At 27.9% G+C, this 23,739-nt stretch carries 19 protein-coding genes; 11 read left to right on the top strand and 8 right to left on the bottom strand.

The features are described from left to right. A partial coding sequence (locus tag BM020_RS07045) for a hypothetical protein (protein ID WP_143743969.1) occupies positions 1-189 on the bottom strand: 189 nt, incomplete at its 3' end. 254 nt (positions 190-443) lie between these two features. Between BM020_RS07045 and BM020_RS07040 the strand changes: the two genes are divergently transcribed. Further along, on the top strand, positions 444-1,538 hold the full coding sequence (locus tag BM020_RS07040; RefSeq protein WP_067148513.1) for a glycosyltransferase: 1,095 nt from the start codon (positions 444-446) through the stop codon (positions 1,536-1,538). A 40-nt stretch (positions 1,539-1,578) separates the two neighbouring features. Here BM020_RS07040 and BM020_RS07035 read toward each other — a convergent pair whose 3' ends face one another. Beyond that, positions 1,579-2,391 (bottom strand): TrmB family transcriptional regulator, encoded by an 813-nt coding sequence (locus tag BM020_RS07035; RefSeq protein ID WP_067148516.1) that lies wholly within the window; start codon positions 2,389-2,391, stop codon positions 1,579-1,581. A gap of 429 nt (positions 2,392-2,820) precedes the next feature. On the opposite strand from BM020_RS07035, the gene hcp reads away from it, so the two are divergent. The 5 genes from hcp to argS all read left to right on the top strand — a co-directional run bounded on the left by hcp (position 2,821) and on the right by argS (position 9,401). Continuing rightward, positions 2,821-4,119: a hydroxylamine reductase gene (gene hcp / locus BM020_RS07030; protein WP_067148519.1), complete on the top strand. Its 1,299-nt coding sequence runs from the start codon at positions 2,821-2,823 to the stop codon at positions 4,117-4,119. Between the two features lie 376 nt (positions 4,120-4,495). Next, entirely contained in the window at positions 4,496-4,825 is a 330-nt protein-coding gene (locus BM020_RS07025) for a cupin domain-containing protein (RefSeq protein WP_067148522.1), read from the top strand. Positions 4,826-5,144: 319 nt separating this feature from the next. Continuing rightward, positions 5,145-6,800, top strand: coding sequence for a dihydroxy-acid dehydratase (ilvD, locus tag BM020_RS07020; protein WP_074798691.1), 1,656 nt, complete (start codon positions 5,145-5,147; stop codon positions 6,798-6,800). A gap of 272 nt (positions 6,801-7,072) precedes the next feature. Continuing rightward, the gene (locus BM020_RS07015; RefSeq protein ID WP_234970534.1) at positions 7,073-7,498 is read left to right on the top strand and encodes a signal peptidase I; all 426 of its coding nucleotides are present in this window, start codon (positions 7,073-7,075) and stop codon (positions 7,496-7,498) included. A 181-nt stretch (positions 7,499-7,679) separates the two neighbouring features. After that, positions 7,680-9,401, top strand: a complete 1,722-nt coding sequence (gene argS / locus BM020_RS07010; protein WP_067148528.1) for an arginine--tRNA ligase — start codon at positions 7,680-7,682, stop codon at positions 9,399-9,401. 429 nt (positions 9,402-9,830) lie between these two features. On the opposite strand, the gene BM020_RS07005 is transcribed toward argS, so the two are convergent. From BM020_RS07005 to purD, 4 genes are all read right to left on the bottom strand, one after another. After that, entirely contained in the window at positions 9,831-10,835 is a 1,005-nt protein-coding gene (locus BM020_RS07005) for a tetratricopeptide repeat protein (protein WP_067148531.1), read from the bottom strand. Between the two features lie 159 nt (positions 10,836-10,994). Then, positions 10,995-11,906, bottom strand: coding sequence for an ornithine carbamoyltransferase (argF, locus tag BM020_RS07000; protein ID WP_067148534.1), 912 nt, complete (start codon positions 11,904-11,906; stop codon positions 10,995-10,997). A 294-nt stretch (positions 11,907-12,200) separates the two neighbouring features. Beyond that, positions 12,201-13,109 carry a hypothetical protein gene (locus tag BM020_RS06995; protein WP_074798688.1) on the bottom strand — a complete coding sequence of 303 codons (909 nt, stop codon included), beginning with the start codon at positions 13,107-13,109 and terminating at the stop codon, positions 12,201-12,203. Positions 13,110-13,301: 192 nt separating this feature from the next. Further along, on the bottom strand, positions 13,302-14,615 hold the full coding sequence (gene purD / locus BM020_RS06990) for a phosphoribosylamine--glycine ligase (protein ID WP_067148541.1): 1,314 nt from the start codon (positions 14,613-14,615) through the stop codon (positions 13,302-13,304). A 242-nt stretch (positions 14,616-14,857) separates the two neighbouring features. Here purD and BM020_RS06985 point away from each other — a divergent pair, with 242 nt between their 5' ends. The 3 genes from BM020_RS06985 to BM020_RS06975 all read left to right on the top strand — a co-directional run bounded on the left by BM020_RS06985 (position 14,858) and on the right by BM020_RS06975 (position 18,608). After that, the gene (locus BM020_RS06985; protein WP_067148545.1) at positions 14,858-16,606 is read left to right on the top strand and encodes an acetolactate synthase large subunit; all 1,749 of its coding nucleotides are present in this window, start codon (positions 14,858-14,860) and stop codon (positions 16,604-16,606) included. A 1-nt stretch (position 16,607) separates the two neighbouring features. Beyond that, positions 16,608-17,099: an acetolactate synthase small subunit gene (gene ilvN, locus BM020_RS06980; RefSeq protein ID WP_067148547.1), complete on the top strand. Its 492-nt coding sequence runs from the start codon at positions 16,608-16,610 to the stop codon at positions 17,097-17,099. A 306-nt stretch (positions 17,100-17,405) separates the two neighbouring features. Then, entirely contained in the window at positions 17,406-18,608 is a 1,203-nt protein-coding gene (locus BM020_RS06975) for an ATP-binding protein (RefSeq protein WP_234970533.1), read from the top strand. Between the two features lie 96 nt (positions 18,609-18,704). Here BM020_RS06975 and BM020_RS06970 read toward each other — a convergent pair whose 3' ends face one another. Both BM020_RS06970 and BM020_RS06965 read right to left on the bottom strand, forming a co-directional pair. After that, positions 18,705-20,108, bottom strand: coding sequence for an MATE family efflux transporter (locus tag BM020_RS06970; RefSeq protein WP_074798685.1), 1,404 nt, complete (start codon positions 20,106-20,108; stop codon positions 18,705-18,707). A gap of 121 nt (positions 20,109-20,229) precedes the next feature. Then, on the bottom strand, positions 20,230-20,697 hold the full coding sequence (locus BM020_RS06965) for a MarR family winged helix-turn-helix transcriptional regulator (protein ID WP_067148554.1): 468 nt from the start codon (positions 20,695-20,697) through the stop codon (positions 20,230-20,232). Between the two features lie 374 nt (positions 20,698-21,071). On the opposite strand from BM020_RS06965, the gene ilvC reads away from it, so the two are divergent. Together ilvC and BM020_RS06955 are read left to right on the top strand one after the other, a co-directional pair. Further along, positions 21,072-22,064: a ketol-acid reductoisomerase gene (ilvC, locus tag BM020_RS06960; RefSeq protein WP_074798683.1), complete on the top strand. Its 993-nt coding sequence runs from the start codon at positions 21,072-21,074 to the stop codon at positions 22,062-22,064. A 309-nt stretch (positions 22,065-22,373) separates the two neighbouring features. After that, entirely contained in the window at positions 22,374-23,375 is a 1,002-nt protein-coding gene (locus BM020_RS06955) for a methanogenesis marker 12 protein (RefSeq protein ID WP_067148560.1), read from the top strand. Positions 23,376-23,739: the final 364 nt, after the last annotated feature.

Below are 23,739 nucleotides of genomic sequence, written 5' to 3'. Positions count from 1 at the left end.
ATAATTCATCCTAAAATAAGGAACATCCTTTTTAAAAATTAAATCAAAAGATTTAAAAACTTCACGACAAGAATTAAATAATCTTACAAAATGAGGATTTGAAAGAACAAAATCATCATTAAAATCGCAAAATATATATTGTTCAACATCTAAAATACTATTTGGAGCAATTGTTTTTTGTTTTATCATGAAAAAAACTTTGCTCCAACTCTTTATTAAATTTTACTATTTTTAAATAAAAATCAAACAATTTTTTAAGAAAAAATTCTAAAAACCACTACTTTTTATTAAAAAAATTTTCAAATCAACAAAGTTTTTGAAAGAGCCTAAACTATATAAAATATGATAGATATAAATAACTAATGCAAAAATTATAAGTTTTTAATTATTTAAATTTTAAACTATTTATTTTTATTTTTTCATTGCTAAATAGAGGAATCTTTGTGGATAAGAAAAAGATATTAATCATTGTAACAGGTAGAGGTTTAGGTGGAGATGCTGGAATAGCATTAAATGTTTACAATGCATTAGAAAAAAGAGGATATGATTGTGAAATTGCATTAGATGAATTAGCTCCAGGTATCTTATTTAAAAAGAATAATATCTCTTGGAATAAATTAATCATTCCACAAGCTGGAGGTCATTCTGCAACAATTTCAACTACTATTAAAGCTGCTATTAGGGCTTTAAGAGCTGTTTTCAAAACAAAAAAACTTTTAAAATCTAAGAAATTTGATTTAGAATTAGGTATTCTTGGTGGTGGAGCAATTGTTGGTGCACTTGGTGCAAAATTAGCAAGAATTCCCTCTGTAAGTCTTTTAATTACTCCATTAGATACTAAAATTTGTAGACATATAGGAACTCCAATTATTTTACCTGAGAATAACTTATTCTTATCAAATGATATTCCAGATAATATGGTTAAGTCATTTTTACCTGTAAATGATAATATCAGTCATGGAGATAAAAATAAAGCATTAGAAAAGATAAAAAAACACTCTAAAGATATAAAAGAGAAAAATCCTAATGCTATCCAATTTGATGAATCTAAACCAACTATTGTTTTCTCATCAGGTTCTTCTTTATTTGAAAAAACAGCTCAAGCTATTGACCAATTCTCTAAGTATTCTGATAAGTATAATCTTGTTTTAGTTGGACATCCTCTTAAAGATGATTTTTATAAATATATTGATGAGACTAAAATAATCAATCTTGGTTTTATTGATTGGGTAAATGATTTATTATATCTAGCAAATCTTGCTGTTTTAACTAATGATGGTTTAATGCTTCATGAAGCTATGGTATGTAATTTACCTGTTGTTATTTTAAAAAGAGTAAAATACGGCCGTTACCACGATATGGTTTCTATCTTTAAAGGTGCAACTGTAGAATGTGACCTTGAAGACTTAGATGATGCAATATTTAAAGTTATGGATAATTATGATGAATTTGCAAAAAGAACTAATGAGTATAGAACAGCTATTTTAAATGTAGGGGAAATGATATGTGATATAGTTGATAAATCATTAGAGAATTAATCAACTATTTATTAAATCATTAGAAATAATCAACTATTTATCAGGGGTTTCCTTTATTTTTCTTATTTTTCTTTTGTTTAGATTTCATTTTATTAAACTGATTTAAGAAACGTTCATCAAAGTTTTTACAGATATCTTTATATTGATTTAAAACCCCTACTGAAGTTCCAGGGAGAACCGATTTTTCCTCGCCAGTGAATTTTACAATTGTACGGAAAAGCTCTTTTCCATCTCTAATAATGATTTTTGCAAATTTAATATCTGATTCTATAATTTCCAAATTGTCTAAGTTAGCCTCTTCAAACATTTTTATAATATTTAACTTTTCTTGATTGATATAGCAATCAGGTGTTGCAAGAATTTTTATTGGAATATTTCTTGGGAGTTTTTTAAATTCTTCAATAAGTGTTTCTCCTTCATTTTCAAGTAAAAATCCTATTCTCATATTAATTGATTTTTTAGTTCTTCTAATAATTTCAACTTCTTTAGTGATGATATTTTCACTTGTTTTAATTAACCATACAGGAGCTTGAATTTCTGATATTTGATTATTATAGATTTCATCTAATTTTTCTTCGGAATCTTCAAGTTCTTTAATTAATTCTTCTTTTTTCTTTTTAAATATTTCACTTGGAGGAATTACTTTATATTCAAGAGGTCTTGTATGGGTTATTGTAATGAATCCTTTTTTTTCTAATTCTTTCAGTGTACTATAAATCTTTGAACGAGGTATTTCAGATGATTTAGCTATTTCTTCTGCTCGAGCTGAAATTAAATTACTTATTCCAATATATGCCTTTGCTTCATATCTTGTAAGGCCAAATTTTTGTAGTGATTCTATGATTTTTTCCATGAAATTCCTTCTTTAAATAGTATTAATTCTCTATTTTTCAAAATTTTTTATTTTAATAGATTTTTTTTCTTTATTTTAAAATTTCTTGGATCTTATTTTTTTGAATTTTCTAGGACTTTATTTTTTTATTTACTTACAATTTATAATTTTATATTTATTTTATAAAAATATTTTGTTACTTTTTACCCTATCTTAGTTACAAAATATTTATATATGCTTTAAAAAATATGTTTAATTGATTAATAATAAAATAGTTATTAAAATATTCTATATATGGTTTTTAATAGTTAAGGGCCGATTAATATTTTTAATATGGATTTAAAATTATAACTTTTTTAATTTTTTCCATTTTATTTAATCTTAATAGCTTATATAATGATATTTATAATTTCTATTTTTTAATCTTTAATTAAAAAGGATGTGTGTTTTATGAGTGATTTTAACATGTTTTGTTATCAATGTTCTCAAACTGCAAGAGGCAGCGGATGTACAAATAGTGGGGTGTGTGGTAAAAATGCTACTGTCGCAAGACTCCAAGATAATTTAATTTTTGCTATGAAAGGTATTGCAGCTTACAACTACCATTGTAACGAATTAGGAGTTACTGATGATAGTGTAGATGAATTCTTATCTAAAGGATTGTACTCTACTTTAACTAATGTAAACTTCGATATTGGTGATTTAGTACAATTAGGTTTAGGTGCTGGTGAAGCTAACTTTAAAGTAATGAAAATGCTTAAAGAAGCTCATATTAAAAACTTCGGCGAACCAGTACCTACTGAAGTAAAAGTTGGAGCTCAAGAAGGCCCTGCAATTATTGTAACTGGGCATGACTTAAAAGCTTTAGAAGAACTTTTAAAACAAACTGAAGGAACTGATGTTAAAGTTTACACTCACAGTGAAATGTTACCTGCTCACGGTTATCCTGAACTTGCTAAATACGAATCTTTAGCAGGTCAAATTGGTGGATCTTGGATAGATCAGAAAAAAATGTTCTCTGAATATAATGCTGCTATCTTAGGTACTACTAACTGTGTTTTATTACCAAAACCTGAATACGCTGAAAGATTATTCACTATGGATATTGTAAAAATCCCTGATACACAGGTTATTGAGGGTTACGATTTCAAACCAGTAATTGATAAAGCTATTGAATTAGGTGGCCTAAAAGCTGAAGAACTTTCTACTATAACTACTGGTTTCGGTTTAAGTACTATTTTATCTTTAGCACCTCAAATTAAAGAATTAGTTCTTGCTGGAAAAATAAAAAGATTCTTCTTAGTTGCTGGCTGTGATTCTCCAAACCCAAGAATGAATTACTACAGGCAATTTGTAGAAGAATTACCGGAAGATACAATTGTATTAACTTTAGCATGTAATAAATTCAGATTCAATGACCTTGACTTAGGTGATATTGAAGGTATTCCAAGATTATTAGATTTAGGTCAATGTAATGATGCTATTGTAGCTATTGAACTTGCTGTTGCTTTATGTGACTTATTTGAAATGGAATTAAATGAATTACCTCTTACTATTGTATTAAGTTGGATGGAACAGAAAGCAGCTGCTATTCTTTGGACTTTACTATACCTTGGAAAAACTGATATACTCATTGGACCTATTCTTCCTGCATGGGCTAATGATGATATTTTAAATGTTTTAGTTGAAAACTTCAACTTAACTCCAATATCAACTCCTAAAGAAGATATTAAGAAAATTATGGGTTAAATCCCCATAATTTATTTATTTATTATTAATTGTCAATTTTACCATTCGAAAGATCATATTTACAATTTAAGTTTTGAGATTTAAATGTCTAGTTAATTAACATCTAATAATCAAAATCTGTATAATTTATTCACCCCCTAATTATTTGTAATTTATTTTTTTTAAAAAAATTATAAAAAAATTATATATACAAATAAAGTATTAATTAGATATTTTAATCTTGAAACTTAAATTTTCTTTAAAACTCATTAAACTTGATTTATTAAAATTAATTATTCATTAAATTTATTATATTAATTCTTCAATAAATTATATTAATTATTCAATAAATTTATTACAATAATTTTAATAAATTATATACAAATTAAAAGGAGAAATTACTATGGATATAAAAGGAAAAGCAATCGAAATGGAAAGTATGATTGAATATCAGAAAGACTCTGTTGTAAGTATGGAAGTTATTAAAAAAGAACTAGGCACAGTAACTTTATTTGCCTTTGATCAAGGACAAGGATTAAGTGAACATAGTGCTCCTTTTGATGCTATGGTTCAAATAATTGATGGTGAAGCAGAAATTACTCTTGCAGGTGAAGGGCATACTGTTAAAAAAGGTGAAATGCTTATCATGCCTGCAAATATCCCACATGCTTTACAAGCAGTTAAAGGACCATATAAAATGATTTTAACTATGATTAAATCAGATTAGCTTTAATCATTTTTCTATTATTTATTTTTTACTTTTTATACTTTTTTTACTTTTTATACAAGATATACTATTTAAATTTTCTAACCTTTAATCTTTAAATTTTTTAATTTTGATTTTCTCCTTATTTCTATTTTTATATTTTTTTAAACTATTCGTAAATAAGGAAACTATTTAATAAATTAAATTTAATAAATATTAGTTACTAATAAATAATTAACTAAAATCAATTTAAATTTTAAAATCAATTTAAATTTTGATTTTAATTTTATAATTATAGAGGCAAAATAAATAATTTATTAATTTTATTTGGATGATTGTTATGAATAGTGATAATGTAAAAAAAGGGGTACAAAGAGCTCCACATAGATCATTACTTCGTGCTTGCGGATTAAAAGATGATGATTTTGATAAACCATTTATTGGAATAGCAAATAGTTATACAGATATTGTACCTGGTCATATTCACCTTAGAGAATTAGTGGAATATGTAAAAGAGGGTATAAGAGAAGCTGGAGGGATTCCATTTGAATTTGATACTATGGCTATTTGTGATGGAATTGCAATGAATCATGAAGGTATGAAATATTCACTTGCTTCACGTGAAATCGTAGTAAGCACTGTAGAAAGTATGACTATGGGACATTGTTTTGATGGCCTTGTATTAATGCCAAGTTGTGATAAAGTTGTTCCTGGAATGTTAATGGCAGCTGCAAGATTAGATATTCCCTCTATTTTTGTAACTGGTGGACCAATGGCACCAGGTCATTTTAAAGGGAAAAATGCCGATTTAATCACTGTATTTGAAGCAGTTGGTGAATTATCCTCTGGTAAAATTACAGAAGAAGAATTATATGAATTGGAAAATTGTGCATGTCCTGGTGCAGGAAGTTGTTCTGGTTTATTTACAGCAAATACTATGGCATGTATAACTGAAACTCTTGGTATGAGTTTACCATATTGTGCTACAACTCTTGCATTATCTGATGCTAAAAAAGATTTAGCAATAGCTACTGGTAAAAGGATTGTAGAAATGGTGCAAGAGGATTTAAAACCTTCTGACATTATGACTCAAGAGGCTTTTGAAAATGCTATTGCAATGGATATGGCTCTTGGTGGTTCAAGTAACACTGCATTACATATTCCAGCTATTGCATATGAACTTGAAGAGAAAGGTATTCATGCAGATTTAGATTTATTTGACAAGATAAGTGATAAAGTAGCTCATATTACACTTTTATCTCCTGCAGGTGAAGACACTATGGCAGATTTACATGAAGATGGAGGAATTCCAGCAGTACTAAAAACAATTGAATCTAAATTAAGCACTGATGTTATGACTTGCACTGGAAAAACTTTAGAAGAAAACTTAAAATATGCAAAGGTTAGTGGTAATGGGGTTATTCATTCACTTGAAGATCCTATTCATGAAGCAGGAGGACTAACTGTATTAAAAGGTAATCTTGCCCCTAATGGTTCTATTGTAAAATCTGCAGCTGTACCTGAAGATTTAATGCAACTTAAAGGACCAGCTAAAGTTTATAATAGTGAAGAAGATGCTGTTGAAGCTATTTTTAACCATGAACTTAAAGAAGGAGACATCCTTGTAATCAGATGTGAAGGGCCAAGAGGAGGTCCTGGAATGAGAGAAATGTTAAACCCAACATCAGCTATTATGGGAATGGGTATTAAAAATGTAGGTTTAATTACTGATGGACGTTTCTCTGGTGGTACAAGAGGTCCTTGTATAGGTCATGTATCTCCTGAAGCTATGAGTGGAGGGCCAATTGCAGCATTAAAAGATGGAGATATTATTGAAATTGATATAACTAATGGAAATTTAAATGTTGAATTATCTGATGAAGAAATTAAAGAAAGAATTGAAAATGCAGATTTGCCAGAGAAAAAGGTAAAAGGATGGTTGAATATATATAGACGTTCAGTTTCCTCTGCAGATGAAGGGGCTGTTCTAAGATAGCTTTTATTATCTTTTCTTTATTTATTTTTATTTTTTTATTTTTTTTATTTTCATTTTTTTATTTGGGGGTTTCTTATTCTTTTTTTATTTTCATTTTTTCTACCCTATTTCTATTTTTTAATATTATTTTTAATTAAATTTAAATATTTTATGAAAGATATTATTTATATTATAATGCTATTAAAAATTTTTTTAAATATTTAATGATTAAAATTTTTAATTTTTATAATTCTTACTAATTAATTTATAAAAAATATAAAAAAGGTGTTATTTTGGATATAGATTTAAAAGAAATAGCAGTTTATATAATCCTTATAGCAGTTGTCCTTATTATTGCACAACACTTAAATGTAGTTGTATCTGGCAGTATGGAACCTGTTATGTATAGGGGAGATATTGTAGTACTTGAAAAAGCTAACTTACTAGGAATAGAAGAATTTAGTCCCGCTGATGTTAAAGTTGGAGATATTGTAGTTTATGATGCAGTTTGGCATGAAGGGCCAGTTATTCATAGAGTAATTGATATTGGTAAAATTAATGGTACTACTGTATTTAAGATTAAGGGGGATAATAATGAGGGTGCTGATCCTTATTGGGTTACAGAAAAGCAAATAACTTCAAGGGTTTTAACTTTTGGCGATCAACCTATAATTATCCCTAAAATAGGATATATCTCTATATGGATTAGAGGACTTTAAAATTTCATGATTAATTATTTTAATTTTATAATCAATTTATTGAATTGCTATAAATTTAAACCAATTTTAATTAATCATTATTTTTATTATTTTAATCATAATTTTTTAATAGGAAATAGCTTTAATTTAGCTAGTAGAATCTATTTTATAACTTAGAAATTTATATTTATTCGGTGTTTATATGTACTTTAAAATAAAATCTGAAGCTCAAGAGGCTTTAAAAAAAGCAGTTAATCAGTTGGACTGTGAATTTGAAGATGAAATTAAATTAGAGTTTCCACCTAATCCAGAATTAGGTGATTTAGCTAGTACTGTTTCATTTCAATTAGCTAAACATTTAAGAAAAGCTCCAAATTTAATTGCTCCTGAACTTGTAGAAAAGACAGAACTTCCAGAAATATTTGAAAAAGTTGAAGCTACTGGACCTTATGTAAACTTCTTTATTAATCATGATATCTTTGCAAAGCAATTATTAGATTCAGTTAATGAAGATTATGGTCAACTTGATAAAGTATATGAAAAAATCATTTTAGAACATACTTCAGCTAACCCTAATGGTCCTTTGCATATTGGCCATATTAGAAACTCTATTCTTGGGGATTCTTTAAGAAGACTTTTAACAATGGCAGGTAGAGAGGTAGATACCCAATACTATGTTAATGATATGGGTAGACAATTAGCTATGATTGTTTTCGGTATGGAAGAGCTTGGTTTAAAATTAGAAGATCAACCATCTGAGAAAATAGATCATAAAGTTGGAGAATTATACTTTAAAGTTAACCAAATATTAAAAGAAGATGATTCATTATCTGATGTTGTAGATGCAACTATTAGAAAATATGAAGGCGGACCATCTGAACTTGATGAAAAGTTCGAGTATGCAGTAAACAGTTGTCTTGAAGGTGTAAAAGAAACTTTAAAAAGAATGAATATTATTCATGATGCATTTGTTTGGGAAGGCCAATTTGTAAGAACAGGTATTGTTGATAAAATCACTCAGGAATTATATGAAATTGGCTATGCGAGAAAAGAGGATGTATTATACTTAGATTTAACTGAGTATGATATTGATAAGCATCTTGTATTAAGAAGAGCAGATGGAACTTCACTTTACTCTACAAGAGATATTGCATATCATATATATAAATGTAAAAAATGTGATAAAGTATTAGATATCTTTGGCTCAGATCATAAATTAGCTGCAAAACAAGTATCTATAGCTCTTGAAATATTAGAAGTAACTGAACCAAATGATGATAAAATGGAAGTTATTTTCTATGAATTCATTACCTTACCTGAAGGGTCTATGTCTACAAGAAGGGGAGTATTTATCTCTGTAGATGAATTAATGGATGAAGCAGTAAGTAGAGCTAAAGAAGAAATTACATCTAGAAGGCCTGACCTTGATGAAGCAACTATTGATGAAATAGCTGAAGATATTGGTATTGGTGCAATCAGATATTATATTGCAAGATTATCTCCTGAAAAACATATAACTTTCAAATGGGACGAAGCTTTAAGTTTTGAAAGAGGTTGTGCTTCTATTCAATACGCTCATGCAAGAGCTTGTAAATTACTTAAAAAAGCTCAAGAAAAAAATGGCATTGATTTAGATAATATTGTAGTGGAAGATAACTGGTCTTTAGATGACATTGAAAAAGAGCTAGTAAAATTAATTGCTAAATTCCCAAGTTTGATTGAAGATTCTGCTAATATAAAGAGAGTGCATCCAGTTGCTCAATATTGTCAAGATTTAGCTGGTGCATTTAATAGATTCTATAAAGCAGAACAGGTAATTGGTTCTGATGTAGAGAATGCAAGATTAATTTTAGTTGAAAAAGCGAGAATTACTTTAAGAAATGCATTAGATATTTTAGGAGTAAATGCTCCTGAGATGATGTAGCCAAGCTTTTTAGCCTTCTGCCAAGCTTTTTAGCCTTCTGCCAAGCTTTTTAGCCTTCGGCTAAAAACCTTGACCAAAATTTTTTCAATTAATGATTGGCTAAATCCTTGATTAAAAATTTTCCAAACTTTTTTGATAAAAATTTGATTAAAGTTCATTCTGATAGTGGGAATGATTTGCTCTTTACTATTTTTCTATTATTCTAATAGTAGAAGTGATCTGCTTTTTACTATTTTTTTATTTTTCTATTTTTTTTATTTTATTTTTTCATTTTTAATTTATTATTTTTGGAAAATTGGAATATTTTTATTAGTTCTTATTATATCGAACTAGTTATTTTTTCATAAAAAAAGAAATTATTATAAAATAATTGATAATTAGATACTTTATAATAATTTTTAAGTACTTATTTTTTAATTTATTTTAAAATTATTCTTTTAATAATTCTTCAACTCTTTCTTTTGCTTCTACAACTTCAGAGTCAGTATTATCAAATTCTAAGAATTTTTCATAGTTTTTTAAAGCACTTTCGTATTTTTGTCTGTCTTCTTGGATAATGCCAATTTCATAATAAGTGTAATGGTAATTTGGGTTAATTCCTAAAGCAAGACTAAATGCTTCAAGTGCCTCATCATCTTCTTCTAAAGCATGTAAGCTGACACCTTTGTTGTGATAGGCATTTTCCAATTCAAAAATAGTTTCATAAGGATTATCACTGTATCTTTCAATACAATCATTTAGAGTTTTAATAGCTTCTTTATGCTTTTGGAGTTTAATTAAACAACTTCCTTTTAAAAAAAGAATGTTAGAATTATTTTTATCTCTCTTTAAAGCTTTATTATAAGTTTTTAAAGCATCTTCAAATCTTTGATGATTTTCAAGGACATATCCTTTACTCATCAAGTCATAAATATCATTTACTTCCACTTTCATTACAATATCATAAACTTTAGAAGCTTCTTCGTATTTTTCCATAAGTTCGTAAGTATTTCCTTTTGAAATTAAAGCAGAAAGATTATTTTCGTCTAATTCTAAAGCCTTATCAAAACAATCTATAGCATCTTCAAATTGTTCAGTAATTGTTAAAACACTTCCTTTTTGAATATATTCTTGTGCAGTGCTAGGTTCAATATCTAACATTGCATTCATATCATCAATAATTCTTTTTTCATCAATTTCAGCAGTGTTTCCAGGTTTAATAATCTCTTCAGCACTGATAGCTTGGGATTGTTTGTCTGTCTCATTATTAGCTATTTCTTCATTTTCAGCTATTAATGCTTGGAATTCAATAGAATTCATTAAAATGTTTGCAAGTTCTGGATACTCTTCAATGATGATATCCATGTATCTTGTTGCTTCTTCTCTATTGTTTTCTTCTAATGCGATTGTAATTTTATTTACTAAATGTTCTAATGCAGGGTCATTAAAGTCCATTTTTTCACCCTTTTTTCTAAATAACATATTTAAAATAATTGGAGCCTATTATACTTTTTTAAATTATTTTAAATAATTTAATAATTATTTTCATTGTAAGATTTTAAGAATGGATATATTTTTATTTTAAGATTGATTTCTAAGAAGTTAATATTATTTTCACTGTAATTCTTTTAAGAAGTAATATAATACTGCTTTTTGAGCATGCATTCTGTTTTCTGCTTCATCATATACTACAGAATGAGGTCCATCAATTACCTCGGCACTTACTTCTTCACCTCTAATTGCAGGTAAACAGTGCATAAAGATTACATCATCATCTGCTAAATCAATAAGTTCTTGATTTACTTGATAATCTTTAAATTCAAATCTTCTTTTTTTCTCTTCTTCTTCATCACCCATACTTACCCAAACATCAGTATAGATAACATCTGCACCACTTGCAGCAGATTTAACATCATTTGTAATAGTTATTGTAGAATTATTTGTTTTTGCATAGCCTTCTGCCTTAGCTACAATTTCTTCATTTGGTTTATATTCCTCTGGGCAAGCTACTACCATATCCATTCCTAAACATCCGCATATTAATAAAAGAGAGTTACATACATTGTTTCCATCACCAACATAAACGAATTTACCATCAAATCCACCTTTATGTTCTTTAACAGTTAACATATCTGCTAATGCTTGACATGGATGTTCTAAATTAGTTAAACCATTTATAATTGGCACATCTGATTCATCTCTAAGTTCTATAACATCATCATGTTCAATAGCTCTAATCATTATTGCATCAACGAATCTAGATAAAACTTTTGCAGTATCTTTAATAGGTTCTCCTCTTCCTAATTGAATATCATTAGTTGATAAGAATAATGCGGTTCCACCTAATTCATACATTCCAACTTCAAAAGAAACTCTTGTTCTTGTAGATGATTTTTGAAAAATCATTGCTAATTTTTGATTTTTAAGAGGTTTCTCCTCTATTTTTCCAGCTTTGAAGTCACTTGCAATATCTAGGATTTTTACAACTTCATTTTCAATATCACTTATTGATAAAAGACTTCTCATTTTAGACTCCTTCATAAAATTTATTATAAAAATACTTATTTTATATAATTTTTTAGTATAATAAAGTTAAATATTTATTTTTAATATTATTAAAACTTTCACATTTATAAATGCATTAAATGCATTTTATAATAAATAAGTAAAAATAGCTTTAAAAAAGTAATTGGGTTTTAAGTTAATGGTATAATTAAATAGGTAATTGGGTTTTAAGTTAATTGCTATAATTAAAAAAGTAATTTAGTTTATAATAAAATTCTATAATTAAAAAATAAGGGGGTATGAAAAATATTAAATTTAAAAATCAGAAAGTGTTCTTTGCTTTGAATCGGTTTCTTCTTTAAATTTAATATTTTCTTCTCTTGCTAATTTAACAAGTTTTCTTTGATATATTAAAGCTTTTTTAAATTCATTTTTATTATTTAAATAAGAAATAATATCCTTTAGACCTTGAATTTCATCTTCAGTACTGTATTCTCTGCTTATTTCAGTATCATCATTTGATTTTAATAACTCTTTTTCACTTTCACTTTCAAGCTCAGCTACGGTTTCAATTGTTATCTTTTCAGCTGATTTTACTATTTTTTCTTCTGGTTCTTCTTTTTTAGGTTTTAAGAATTGTATTAATTTAGATCTAATTGCATCTAAATTAAAATTAGAATCAGCTATTTGGGCTTTAGGATTAGTAAGAATAAGCTCTAAATATTGGTAAGATGTTTTTAAAACATTTTCTACAAAGTTTTCAAGGTCTTGTGGAATCATAGTTTTTTCAATATATTCTTCATCTTCTTCTAGATTTTTATAATTATCTTTAACCATTTCATTTAATACTAAAATAGTTTCTAGATTATCTATTAATAATCCTCCAGCAAGATATGATTTAACTATACCTTCAGTAGCTAAATTCTGAGTCTTTAATTCAAGATAATTATCTAAAGTGTTGTAGATTTTTAAAAGCTCTATTTCTTTATCTTCCTCTAAAAAATTAGTTAATTTGATTTTGTATTCATTAATCAATCCTATAAAATCATCATTATTATAGTATTCCACTAAAATGTCGATTTTTAATAAAATTAAGCTTTCTTCAGCGATAGTATTGTCTAAATATTCATCACAAACCTTTAAGGCTTTGAGGTATTTTCCTTGCCTTTCTAATTTTTTTACCTTTTTTAAGGTTGTATTTCTAGATTTTGTAGATTTAGACATCGAATCACTGAATTTCTATTAAAATCTTTATTTTAAAGTATTAGTAATTAATCAGTTTAGGAATTGATTAACTACTGGCCCACTATTGGACAATTAACTTATTAGCTATTAGTTGACTAATAATCTAATAAGCTTGAACTACTAATTCATTTCTATTATTAGTTGATTAACAATTTAATAATTTTAAATTATTTATCCATTTCTAATTGCTTCCATATGATCGATACGTTTTTGGATTAAAGATTCAGTTCCAACATCTCTTCTATGGTAAACATTTCCTTTAACTAAGTTGCAAGCTTCTTCAGCTATTTTTTCAGCATCACGAATTGTTTCTCCTTGAGCAACGATTCCTAAAGCTCTGGAACCAGAAAGAAAGATTTTACCTTCTTCTTCACTTACAGCTGCATAGAACACTTTTGCACCTAATGCTTCAATAGCTTCTTCATCTAGCTCAATGATTTCACCGGCATGGGGAGTATCTGGGTATCCATCAGGTACGATATATTTACATACAGAAGCCAAATCTTCAAATTCAACATCTCCAAGACTTCCATCTACTATTGATTTACACACATCAACCATTGGAGTTTTTAAAAGTGGAAGCACATTCATTGCTTCTGGATCACCAAACCTTGCATTGTATTCAATCAATTTTGGCCCATCTTTAGATAACATAAATTGGCCATAGAGAATTCCTTTGTAGGGGGTGGTTTCTTTAGCTATTGCCTTTAATGTTTCTTTCATAATTTCAACAGCTTCATCGTAGTCTTCCCTAGATAAAAATGGCAATAATCCACCTACATCAGAGTATGAACCCATTCCTCCGGTAATCAATCCTTGGTCATTTTCAAAGGCATGGGGATGATCTTGTGCTGCAGGCATTGGAGCTAAGTTTTCTCCATCACAAAATGCTTGGATGGTAAATTCTTCACCTACCACTTTTTCTTCAATAATTACCTGTGCAAATCCTCCCATTGCATTGTCCATTACCTCTTTTGCATAAGCTTTTGCATCTTGATTGTCTTTAAGGTGATCTCCTACGATTTTTACACCTTTACCTCCAGTTAAACCTACAGGCTTTACTACAACATCTTTCTCATATTCATCTAAAAATGCACTGATATCTTCGTAGTTATCAAATACTTTGTAAGTTAAAGATCCTTTAATTTCATATTTTTCAAATAAGTTTCTCATAAATGATTTATCAGTTTCAATTCTTGCTGATTCTTGTGCTGGTCCAACACAAGGGATTCCAACTGTTTCTAAAGCATTTACAATTCCTTTTCCAAGAGGAGCTTCAGGTCCGATAATAGCTAGTTCAATTTCATTTTCTTTTGCAAATTCAGCTACTTCATCAACTTCTCCTTCATCTCCTTTTTTGAAAGTAGATATTTTACTAATTCCAGGATTGTTCTTGCTCATATAAGCATATAATTTTACATCATCTTTTAATGCATCACAGATTGCATGTTCTCTTGCACCGGTTCCAACAACTAATACTTTCATTTTTAATTCTCCATTTAAGAGTTTTAAATTTTAATTTTTAAATTATTCAAACAATGTTTATTTTCTTATTTAAACTTCGAAACTATTCATTATGATTACTTTGTATTTGATAATATATTAAGTTTCAAATTTTAATATATGTTAATATTTATATCTATCTTTAGATATATATTATTACACTACAAATCAAAATCAAATTTATAAAATGTTTAAAATATTATCAAATAAAAGGATGTATGAAAATGAGAGGCGGAGACGCTATTATAAAAGCTTTAATGGATAAAGGTGTTGACACCATATTCGGTTACCCTGGAGGTACTGTTATTCCATTTTATGACATGTTATATGACTCAGATTTAAGGCATATACTTGTTAGACATGAGCAATGTGCAGCACATGCTGCAGAAGGTTATGCAAGAGCTTCTGGTAAAGTTGGTGTCTGTTTAGCTACTTCTGGACCTGGTGCAACTAACTTAGTTACTGGAATTGCAAATGCATATATGGATTCTTCTCCATTAATTGCAATTACTGGACAGGTAGTTAGTAATTTAATTGGTAATGATGCATTTCAAGAAGTAGATATTATGGGTATTACAATGCCTATTACAAAACATTCATATCAACCTAAAGATGCAAATGATATTCCAAGTATTATTAATACCAGTTTTGAAATTGCTTCAACTGGTAGAAATGGCCCAGTTTTAATTGATATTCCTAAAGAAGTGCAAGAGCAAGAATTAGATGAATATCTATTAGGAACTATACCTACTCCAGGTTATAAACCTACTACCAAAGGTAACGATAAGCAAATTGCAAAAGCTGCTAAAATGCTTCTTGAAGCAGAAAGGCCATTTATTTTAGCTGGTGGAGGTACTATATTATCAGGTGCATCAGAAGAGCTTAAAAAAATTGCAGAGTTAATTAAAGCTCCTATAGCTACCACACTAATGGGTAAAGGTATTATTGATGAGAAAGAGGATTTATCTATTGGTATGCTTGGAATGCATGGTAAACAAGTAGCTAATCAAAATGTAAATAAAAGTGATTGTTTACTTGCAATTGGATGTAGATTCTCTGATAGAACTACTGGTAAGTTAGATGAATTTATGCCTAATGCTAAAGTTATCCATATTGATATTGATCCTGCAGAGATTGGTAAAAATGTACATGTAGATTTACCAATTGTAGGTGATGCAAAGATTGTACTAAACCAATTAATCAAAGAGTTAGAAGGCAGTCCAAGTGATAAAAGTGCTTGGTTAAAATCTATTGTAGACTTTAAAAAATCTACAATACCAAGAGTAAGTTATAATGATATTCCACTAAAACCTCAACAAGTAATTAAAGAAATTGCAAATTCTATTAATGAAGATACAATTGTAACTACTGATGTAGGTATTCATCAAATGTGGGCGGCACACTTCTTAGATATTTCAAAACCTCGTAAGTTTATCTCATCAGGAGGGCTTGGAACTATGGGATTTGGTATGCCTGCATCTATTGGTGCTAAAGTAGCATGTCCTGATGAAGCAGTACTTGCTATTGTAGGGGATGGTGGATTTTTGATGGTTTCCCAAGAGCTTGCTACAATTAAAGAGTATGATGTTCCAGTAGTCATTGCTATTTTAAACAATAGAAAATTAGGAATGGTTTACCAATGGCAAAATAAAATGTATGATAAAAGATACTCACAAACTGATATGGGAAATACTCCAGATTTTGTTAAATTAGCAGAAAGTTATGGAATTAATGCAGAAAGAGTTGAAGGACTTGGTGAAACTCAAAATATTTTACCTAAAGCATTAAAAGATAATGAAGCTATGCTTTTAGATATTACTGTTGAAAAGGATGAGTTTATTCCAATGTTCCCACCAGGTGGAGCTATAACTGACATTCTAGGTGAGTATAAATATGAAAGTGATGTTAAAAATATTAATTTAGATGAAAAAGAACTTTCTAAAGATTCTCAATCTATTGAAGGAGGAAAATAATATGGCTAAAAATTCTCATGTTATTAGTACTTTAGTAGAAGATAAACCAGGTGTACTTCAAAAAGTAGCTAGTTTATTTACTAGACGTGGATTTAACATTGATAGTATTACTGTAGGTTCTTCTGAAGTTGAAAACTTATCAAGAATGGTTTTTGTTGTAAGAGGTGATGAAAAGGTCTTAGAACAAGTTATTAAACAATTACATAAACTTGTTGATGTTGTAAAAATTAAAGATATTGATCCTGAATATGTTTTAAAGAGAGAACTTTGTTTAGTTAAAGTTAAAACAATTAAAGAAAAATCAAGATCTGAAATTATACAATATGCAGATATTTTTAGAGCTAAAATCATTGATGTATGTGATGATAATATTACAATGGAAGTTACTGGTAATCCTGAAAAGATTGATTCATTTTTAAGATTACTTAAACCATTTGGTATTAAAAAGATAGCTCGTACTGGACCTACTGCTGTAGCTAGAGCTCATTACTAACTCAATCTACAGACTAGTATCTAGAACATTGATTAAAAATTTTTATCAATATTTGGGAGTAATTTTTATTAATTACTTTTCTTTTTTTTATTTTATTTTTACTTAAATCTTTTTTGCTGTTTTTTACCGAATCTAAATCACTGAACTTTTTTATTCAATGTTTTTACCTAAGTGCAAATTTTTATTATTTTTTAGTTTTATTTTCAGTTAAGTGAAAACTTTTCTTATTTTTTAGTTTTATTTTCAGTTAAATGAAAACTTTATATTATTTAAAAAATAAATAATAGACTAATAGGTTGTGATTGCATGATTATTAAAAGAACTGAATATATTGATAAAATTAAGCCTTTTATAAATAAACCTATTATTAAAGTTTTAATAGGTCCAAGACGTTCTGGAAAATCAACAATTCTTAAACAAATTATTGATTATTTAATTGAAGAAGGAATTAAAGAAGAAAATATTATTTGGATTAACTTTGAACTAAGTGATTATTTTGAAATCGATGATATTAATAAACTAGAAAATTTTATCTCAGATAAAACTAAAAATTTAGAAGGTGAGATTTATTTATTTTTTGATGAGATACAAGCTATTCCTAAGTGGGAAAAATTAATTAACTCCTATTTTGCTAAAGGAAATCATGATATTTATATTACAGGTTCTAATTCTAAATTATTGTCTGGCGAATTTGCAACTTATTTATCTGGCCGTTATCTAGAATTAAATGTTTATCCCTTTTCGTTTAAAGAATACATTACTTATTATAATATTTCTAATGATTTTAAAACACATTTTTATAATTATTTAGAAAATGGAGGGATGCCTTCTACTTTTGATTATGAAGGGGATGATCGAAAAATAGTGTTGATGGATCTATATAATTCTATTGTACTTAAAGATATTGTTCAAAGAAATAATATTAAAAATGTTGATTTATTAGATAGAATTATGAGATTTGTAATGTATAATATTTCTCAAACTTTTTCTGCAAATAAAATTTACAATAGATTAAAACAGGATATGGTCAATTTATCTGTTAATACGATTTATAATTATTTAAAATATTTTGAAAATGCATGCTTAATCTATCAAGTAAAACGTGAAAATTTAGAATCTAAGAAAATATTAAAACATGAAGAAAAATATTATTTATGTGATTTGGGATTTAGACAAGTGATGATCGGTCATAATCAAAGAGATATTACAAGAGTTATAGAAAATATTGTTTATATTGAACTTTTAAGAAAAGGATACAATATTAATATTGGCAAATTTGGTGATTTAGAAATTGATTTTGTTTGTAAAAAACAATCAAATATTATTTATGTTCAAGTTTCATATCTTTTAGCAAGTGATGAGACAATTGAAAGAGAATTTGCTCTATTAAATAAGATTAAGGATAATTATCCTAAATATATAATCACTATGGACGATGCTGATATGTCTAATAATGGAATCAAGCATTTAAACTTAGTTGATTTTTTACTAGGTAATTCTGATATATAATTATAAGTTCATAAATAAGAAATAAAATTATAGAAAATATTTATGAATAAAATTCTAAAAAAAAGAGTGAAAAATAAATAGCTATTAAATAGCTATTTATTTAGCAGCTACTACAGCACCATAGCTATCTTTAGCTATCTTTTTAAACTTCTTAATGAAGAATTTAGCCCATAGATATCCGACTGTTCCTCCGAGGAAACAACCGAATACTACTCCTGCATAAATACCTGGTAATCCCCAACCAAATATAAAGCAGAATAGATATGCAGTAACTGTTTCTAATATAAGAGACCTAAGAAGTGTAATGATAAGGGAGTAAGTTCCTTTTCCAACTCCTTGAAACATCATAGATGACATAATACCATGTGGTATAGCAAGTACAAAAAGACTTAAAATACTTATTGCAGTTGCTATTTCTGGTGCAAGTGCTGCACTTGCACTTGTATAACTAAATGCAGTTGCTATTTGACTTGAGAATATAATCATTATAGCTCCAAGTATAATGGATACTCCAAATCCTAATCTAATAGCATAACTATGGCCTATTTTAAGATTATTATAATTATGTGCACCATAGGCTACTCCAGCTACTGTAAGTACAGCTGTACCAATACCAATCATAGGAATCATACATAACTGTACAATTCTCATAGATGCAGTATAAACTGCTACTGCAGTTGTTCCTGCTGCAATAACAAGCATAGAATTAATCATAATTGCTAGTGCTGAAAAGATAATATTTTCAAGGGTTGATGGGATAGCTACTTGAAGTGTATCTGTCATGATTTTTCCTTTATATTTAAAGTTTTTAGGGCTTAAATCAAGGAAAAGGTCTTTTTTAATCCAAATCCAATAACTCATTACAAGAATTGACACAGTACAAGAGATAATTGTTGCCCATGCAGCTCCCATAATTCCCATATTGAGATAATAAATAAATATTGGGTCTAAAATTATATTTAGTATTGCTGTTACAGCAATTGCTATAGTTGCTCTTCTCATATCTCCTTCAGATCTAAATATTGCAGATAATACTCCTGAAAATACAAATATGAATAAAAATCCAAATATGATGTATCCATAGTCAAGAGCGTATTGTATTGTATCTCCTGCACCCATTATTTCGAGAATAGGCACCATTGCAGTAAGCATTATAAATGTAAATATTGCTGATACTATAACTGAGATTACAATTGCATGTAGTCCAGCATTATTTGCCTCAAGAAAGTCATTTGCACCAATGTATCTTGCAATAAGTGAGTTTGCACCAGCTCCTATACCGTTTCCAAGTCCTACAAGAATGGTAAATAGGGGTGTGATAAATCCAATTGCAGCAAGTGCATCAGCACCAAGACCTGCTACCCAAATACTATCTGCGATATTGTACATCATTATTAAAAGCATTGAGACCATCATAGGAACACTTAGCTTTCTTATAGCTCTTTTAGGATCCCCTGTAATCATTTCAATATTTTCATTTTTATCTTTAGTTTCTAACATTAGTTATTTTCCCCTTATAAGATTTGGTAATTTGTTAATTATTAATTTAATTAATTTAATCAAATTTAATCTTCTATTATTAATATAAAATCTTGTTTAATTATTAAGCGATTTAATTTAATTATTTTAGCTCTTTATTAAGACTTATTGTTTTTATAACAGTCTTTTTTAAGAAGTTTTGAATGAATTCTTTATCTTCATCTTTAATGTCTTTGAATACTTCTTCTTCCCATTCATTTAAAATTTTTGTGGATTCTTTAATTATCTCTTCACCTTTGGAAGTGAGTGAAATCTTATTTTGGCGTCTGTTATTTTTATCGATTTCTTTTAAAACTAATCCTTTATCTTCTAATTTTCTAAGAGATCTTGCTATGGCACCCTTATCTATATTGCATCTTTTAGCTATTTCGTCCTGATTAATTTCTCTTTCATGTTTTATTTCAAATAAAGAATGTAACTGTGAAGCATTAATATTTAAATCTTCCAAGCGGCGATTTAGATAATAGCTATGTCCTCTTGCAGTCATTGTAATTAGTTTTCCTATGGGAAATTCAGAAGCATCTTTATCTTTAAATTTCTCAAGTGACATATTTTTCTCCTTTTATTTTAGTATTCTTTTATTCATTGGAATTAATATGCATTTTATTAATATAATTTTCATCATATATAAACTGTTGCATTGACAACAATTGTCTTATCAACAGTTATTTAAAAATAAATTGGAAGCTAGAAATTAATTATTCTTAATAAATTTATTAATTTTAATACTATTGATAAATTTTATAAACTATTAAATTAAATATATAAACATTATATTTAATACTATAAACTAGTTAGATTGTTTAGTTTTTACTAGTTTATTTCTATTGGATATACTGATTTATTTGTTCTAAAAGATATTAAACAATTAAATCTTTATTATTAGATTTATTTAATTATTAAAAACTTATAGGAGTCTTTAAAATGAAAATGTATTATGATGACGATGTTGATACCGAAGTTATTGCAGATAAAACTATTGCAGTAATTGGATACGGAAGTCAAGGTCGTGGTCAATCTAGAAACATGGCTGACAGTGGATTAAATGTAATTGTTGGCCTTAGAGAAGGAGGCTCATCTTGGCAAAAAGCTATTGATGATGGAATGAATGTAAAAACTATAGAAGAAGCTGCTGAAGCTGCAGATATTATCCACATATTATTACCAGATGAAACCCAAGAAAAAGTTTACAATGAACAAATTGCTCCTTATGTTGAAGCTGGAAACACTATTTCATTTTCTCATGGTTACAACATTCACTTTGGTTTAATTAAACCTGGTGAAGATGTAAATATTGTAATGTTTGCACCTAAAGGTCCAGGTTCTAGAGTAAGAACTACTTACTTAGAAGGTTTCGGTATTCCAGGTTTAGTAGCTATTGAACAGGATGCTACTGGAGATGCATTACAACTTGCATTAGGTATGGCAAAAGCTGTTGGTCTTACTAGAGCAGGTGTAATTGAAACCACTTTCCAAGAAGAAACTGAAACTGATTTATTCGGTGAACAAGCAGTATTATGTGGTGGACTCACCGCTTTAATTAAAGCTGGATTTGAAACTTTAGTTGAAGCAGGTTACCAACCTGAAATTGCTTATTTTGAAACCTGTCACGAAGTAAAACTTATTGTAGATGACATCTATGAAAATGGTATGGCAGGTATGTGGCATGATGTAAGTAACACTGCTGAATATGGTGGATTAACCAGAGGTGGCAGAGTTATTACTGATGAAACTAAAAAAGAAATGAAAGCAATTTTAGGCGAAATCCAAGATGGTACTTTCAAACAACAATTTGCAGATGAAAACGCAACTGATGCAGCAAACTTAAAAGAAATGAGAGTTGCTGAAGAACATGAAACCATCGAAACTGTTGGTAAAAGATTAAGAGTTGCTTGTGGATTACAAAAAGAAGATTAAATCCAAGCTTTTTTGCTCTTCGATTAAAAAAGCCTTGATTAAAACTTTTCACTAGTTGGGGGTTTTCACTCTTAGACTAGCTTCTTTTTTTATTTTTTATTTTATTATAATTTTTTCTATTTTACTAATTTTTTCTAAATAATTTTTTTAAATTATTTGAATGCTTATTCCTTATGAATATTTTCTAATTTAAGGATTTATATAAAACTTTTTAAGCTATGTTAAATATATCTAAATTAACTAATAATTATTCTATTTTATTATTTTAAAATTTATTTTATGATTATTTAAAAATTAATTGTGATTAAAATGGTATTTGTAGGTATGGATCACGGAACCACTGGAATCTCATTTGCTATAATAAATGAAAGCCAAGTTACGGATGTTTTTAAAATATCTCGTGAAGATAGTAAAGCTGGAAGAGTATCAGCAATTGAAGAATTATCTAAACGCATAGATTTAGATGATATTGAATTAATGATTGTTACTTATGCAATGGGAGATAGTATTAGTACAATACTTCCTATTGAAAAAGTTGAAGATAGAGGAATTCTTTCAATAAATGGTGCAGGTAAAGTAACTGGTGGAGGAACATCTGTTTATAGTGAAATAGAAGCAACAGATATTCCTGTTTTAATGATTCCAGGTATTCATAAAGGTTGTGATTGGCTAAATCCTTTATTTAAAGCAGCTTATTCTCATCACGCAAGCCCTGAAAAGGTCAGTATAGTTTATAATGCATATATTGAAACTAAATGGGAAAACATGATTGTAGCAGATATTAGTTCTAATAGTGTAGATTTATTAATTGAAAATGGGGAAATTAAAGGAGCTATTGATGCTTGTTGTGGTGCTATGGGAGTTGTACATGGGCCACTTGACTTGGAAATGATTAGAGATATTGATGAAGGCAGACGTACTGCAAATGAATGCTTTTCACATGCTGGTGCTATTAAAATAGCTGGAATTGATAATAAAGTTGCATTTATGAAAGATGAACTACTAAATAATTATAAAAATGGTGATGAAAAAGCAATTCTAGCTATTGATACTATGATTATGACAGTAGCTATGGAAATTGCAGGTTTAATTGCAGTTAGTCATAATGATATTGAAGGTATAGTTCTTACTGGCTCAATGGGGTCTATGAAAGATCCTATAGATTTTGAGGCGAAATTAAATAAATACTTTAAAAACAAATATCCAATTAAAATTATTTCTAGTGAATCTGGAGCTATTGGTGCAGCTCAAATAGCAAGAGATATTGCAAAAGGTAAAAAAGAAATAATGGGAATAAAAGTAGAATTATAATTTGCAGTACCTTTTATAAAATATTTATTTTTTACTTTTCTAACTATTTTTTCTAACTATTTCTTCTAACTATTTTTTTTACTAAACTTTAATTCTTTTTTTTTAAACATTTTTTCATTAATCTTATTATTTTATGAGGGGCTTTAATTTTTTCTTCGGTTTTGTTCTGTATAAAATTAAAAAATTAAATAAATTTTAATAAAAATAGTATATTTTTATAATGAATATAAATTAAATAAAAATAGTAAAATTTAGAGAAATATTCTCTAAATTTATTTTAATTTTAGTTTAGTTAAATTATTAAACTAATAATTAGGATAAAAATTTTAGTTTAGTTAAATTATTAAACTACCAACTAATTAGT

Origin of the sequence: Methanobrevibacter olleyae, assembly GCF_900114585.1 — an archaeon.
GTDB classification, from domain to species: domain Archaea; phylum Methanobacteriota; class Methanobacteria; order Methanobacteriales; family Methanobacteriaceae; genus Methanobrevibacter; species Methanobrevibacter olleyae.
This window is presented reverse-complemented; position numbering and strand designations above follow the sequence as displayed.

Excerpts from the sequence above, each read along its gene's own strand:
- BM020_RS07035 (WP_067148516.1), bottom strand. The coding sequence starts at position 2,391 with ATGGAAAAAATCATAGAATCACTACAAAAATTTGGCCTTACAAGATAT.
- hcp (WP_067148519.1), top strand. The coding sequence starts at position 2,821 with ATGAGTGATTTTAACATGTTTTGTTATCAATGTTCTCAAACTGCAAGA.
- BM020_RS06985 (WP_067148545.1), top strand. The coding sequence starts at position 14,858 with ATGAGAGGCGGAGACGCTATTATAAAAGCTTTAATGGATAAAGGTGTT.
- BM020_RS06995 (WP_074798688.1), bottom strand. The coding sequence starts at position 13,109 with ATGTCTAAATCTACAAAATCTAGAAATACAACCTTAAAAAAGGTAAAA.
- ilvN (WP_067148547.1), top strand. The coding sequence starts at position 16,608 with ATGGCTAAAAATTCTCATGTTATTAGTACTTTAGTAGAAGATAAACCA.
- BM020_RS06965 (WP_067148554.1), bottom strand. The coding sequence starts at position 20,697 with ATGTCACTTGAGAAATTTAAAGATAAAGATGCTTCTGAATTTCCCATA.
- argF (WP_067148534.1), bottom strand. The coding sequence starts at position 11,906 with ATGAGAAGTCTTTTATCAATAAGTGATATTGAAAATGAAGTTGTAAAA.
- BM020_RS06955 (WP_067148560.1), top strand. The coding sequence starts at position 22,374 with ATGGTATTTGTAGGTATGGATCACGGAACCACTGGAATCTCATTTGCT.
- purD (WP_067148541.1), bottom strand. The coding sequence starts at position 14,615 with ATGAAAGTATTAGTTGTTGGAACCGGTGCAAGAGAACATGCAATCTGT.
- argS (WP_067148528.1), top strand. The coding sequence starts at position 7,680 with ATGTACTTTAAAATAAAATCTGAAGCTCAAGAGGCTTTAAAAAAAGCA.
- BM020_RS07005 (WP_067148531.1), bottom strand. The coding sequence starts at position 10,835 with ATGGACTTTAATGACCCTGCATTAGAACATTTAGTAAATAAAATTACA.
- BM020_RS06975 (WP_234970533.1), top strand. The coding sequence starts at position 17,406 with ATGATTATTAAAAGAACTGAATATATTGATAAAATTAAGCCTTTTATA.
- ilvD (WP_074798691.1), top strand. The coding sequence starts at position 5,145 with ATGAATAGTGATAATGTAAAAAAAGGGGTACAAAGAGCTCCACATAGA.
- ilvC (WP_074798683.1), top strand. The coding sequence starts at position 21,072 with ATGAAAATGTATTATGATGACGATGTTGATACCGAAGTTATTGCAGAT.
- BM020_RS06970 (WP_074798685.1), bottom strand. The coding sequence starts at position 20,108 with ATGTTAGAAACTAAAGATAAAAATGAAAATATTGAAATGATTACAGGG.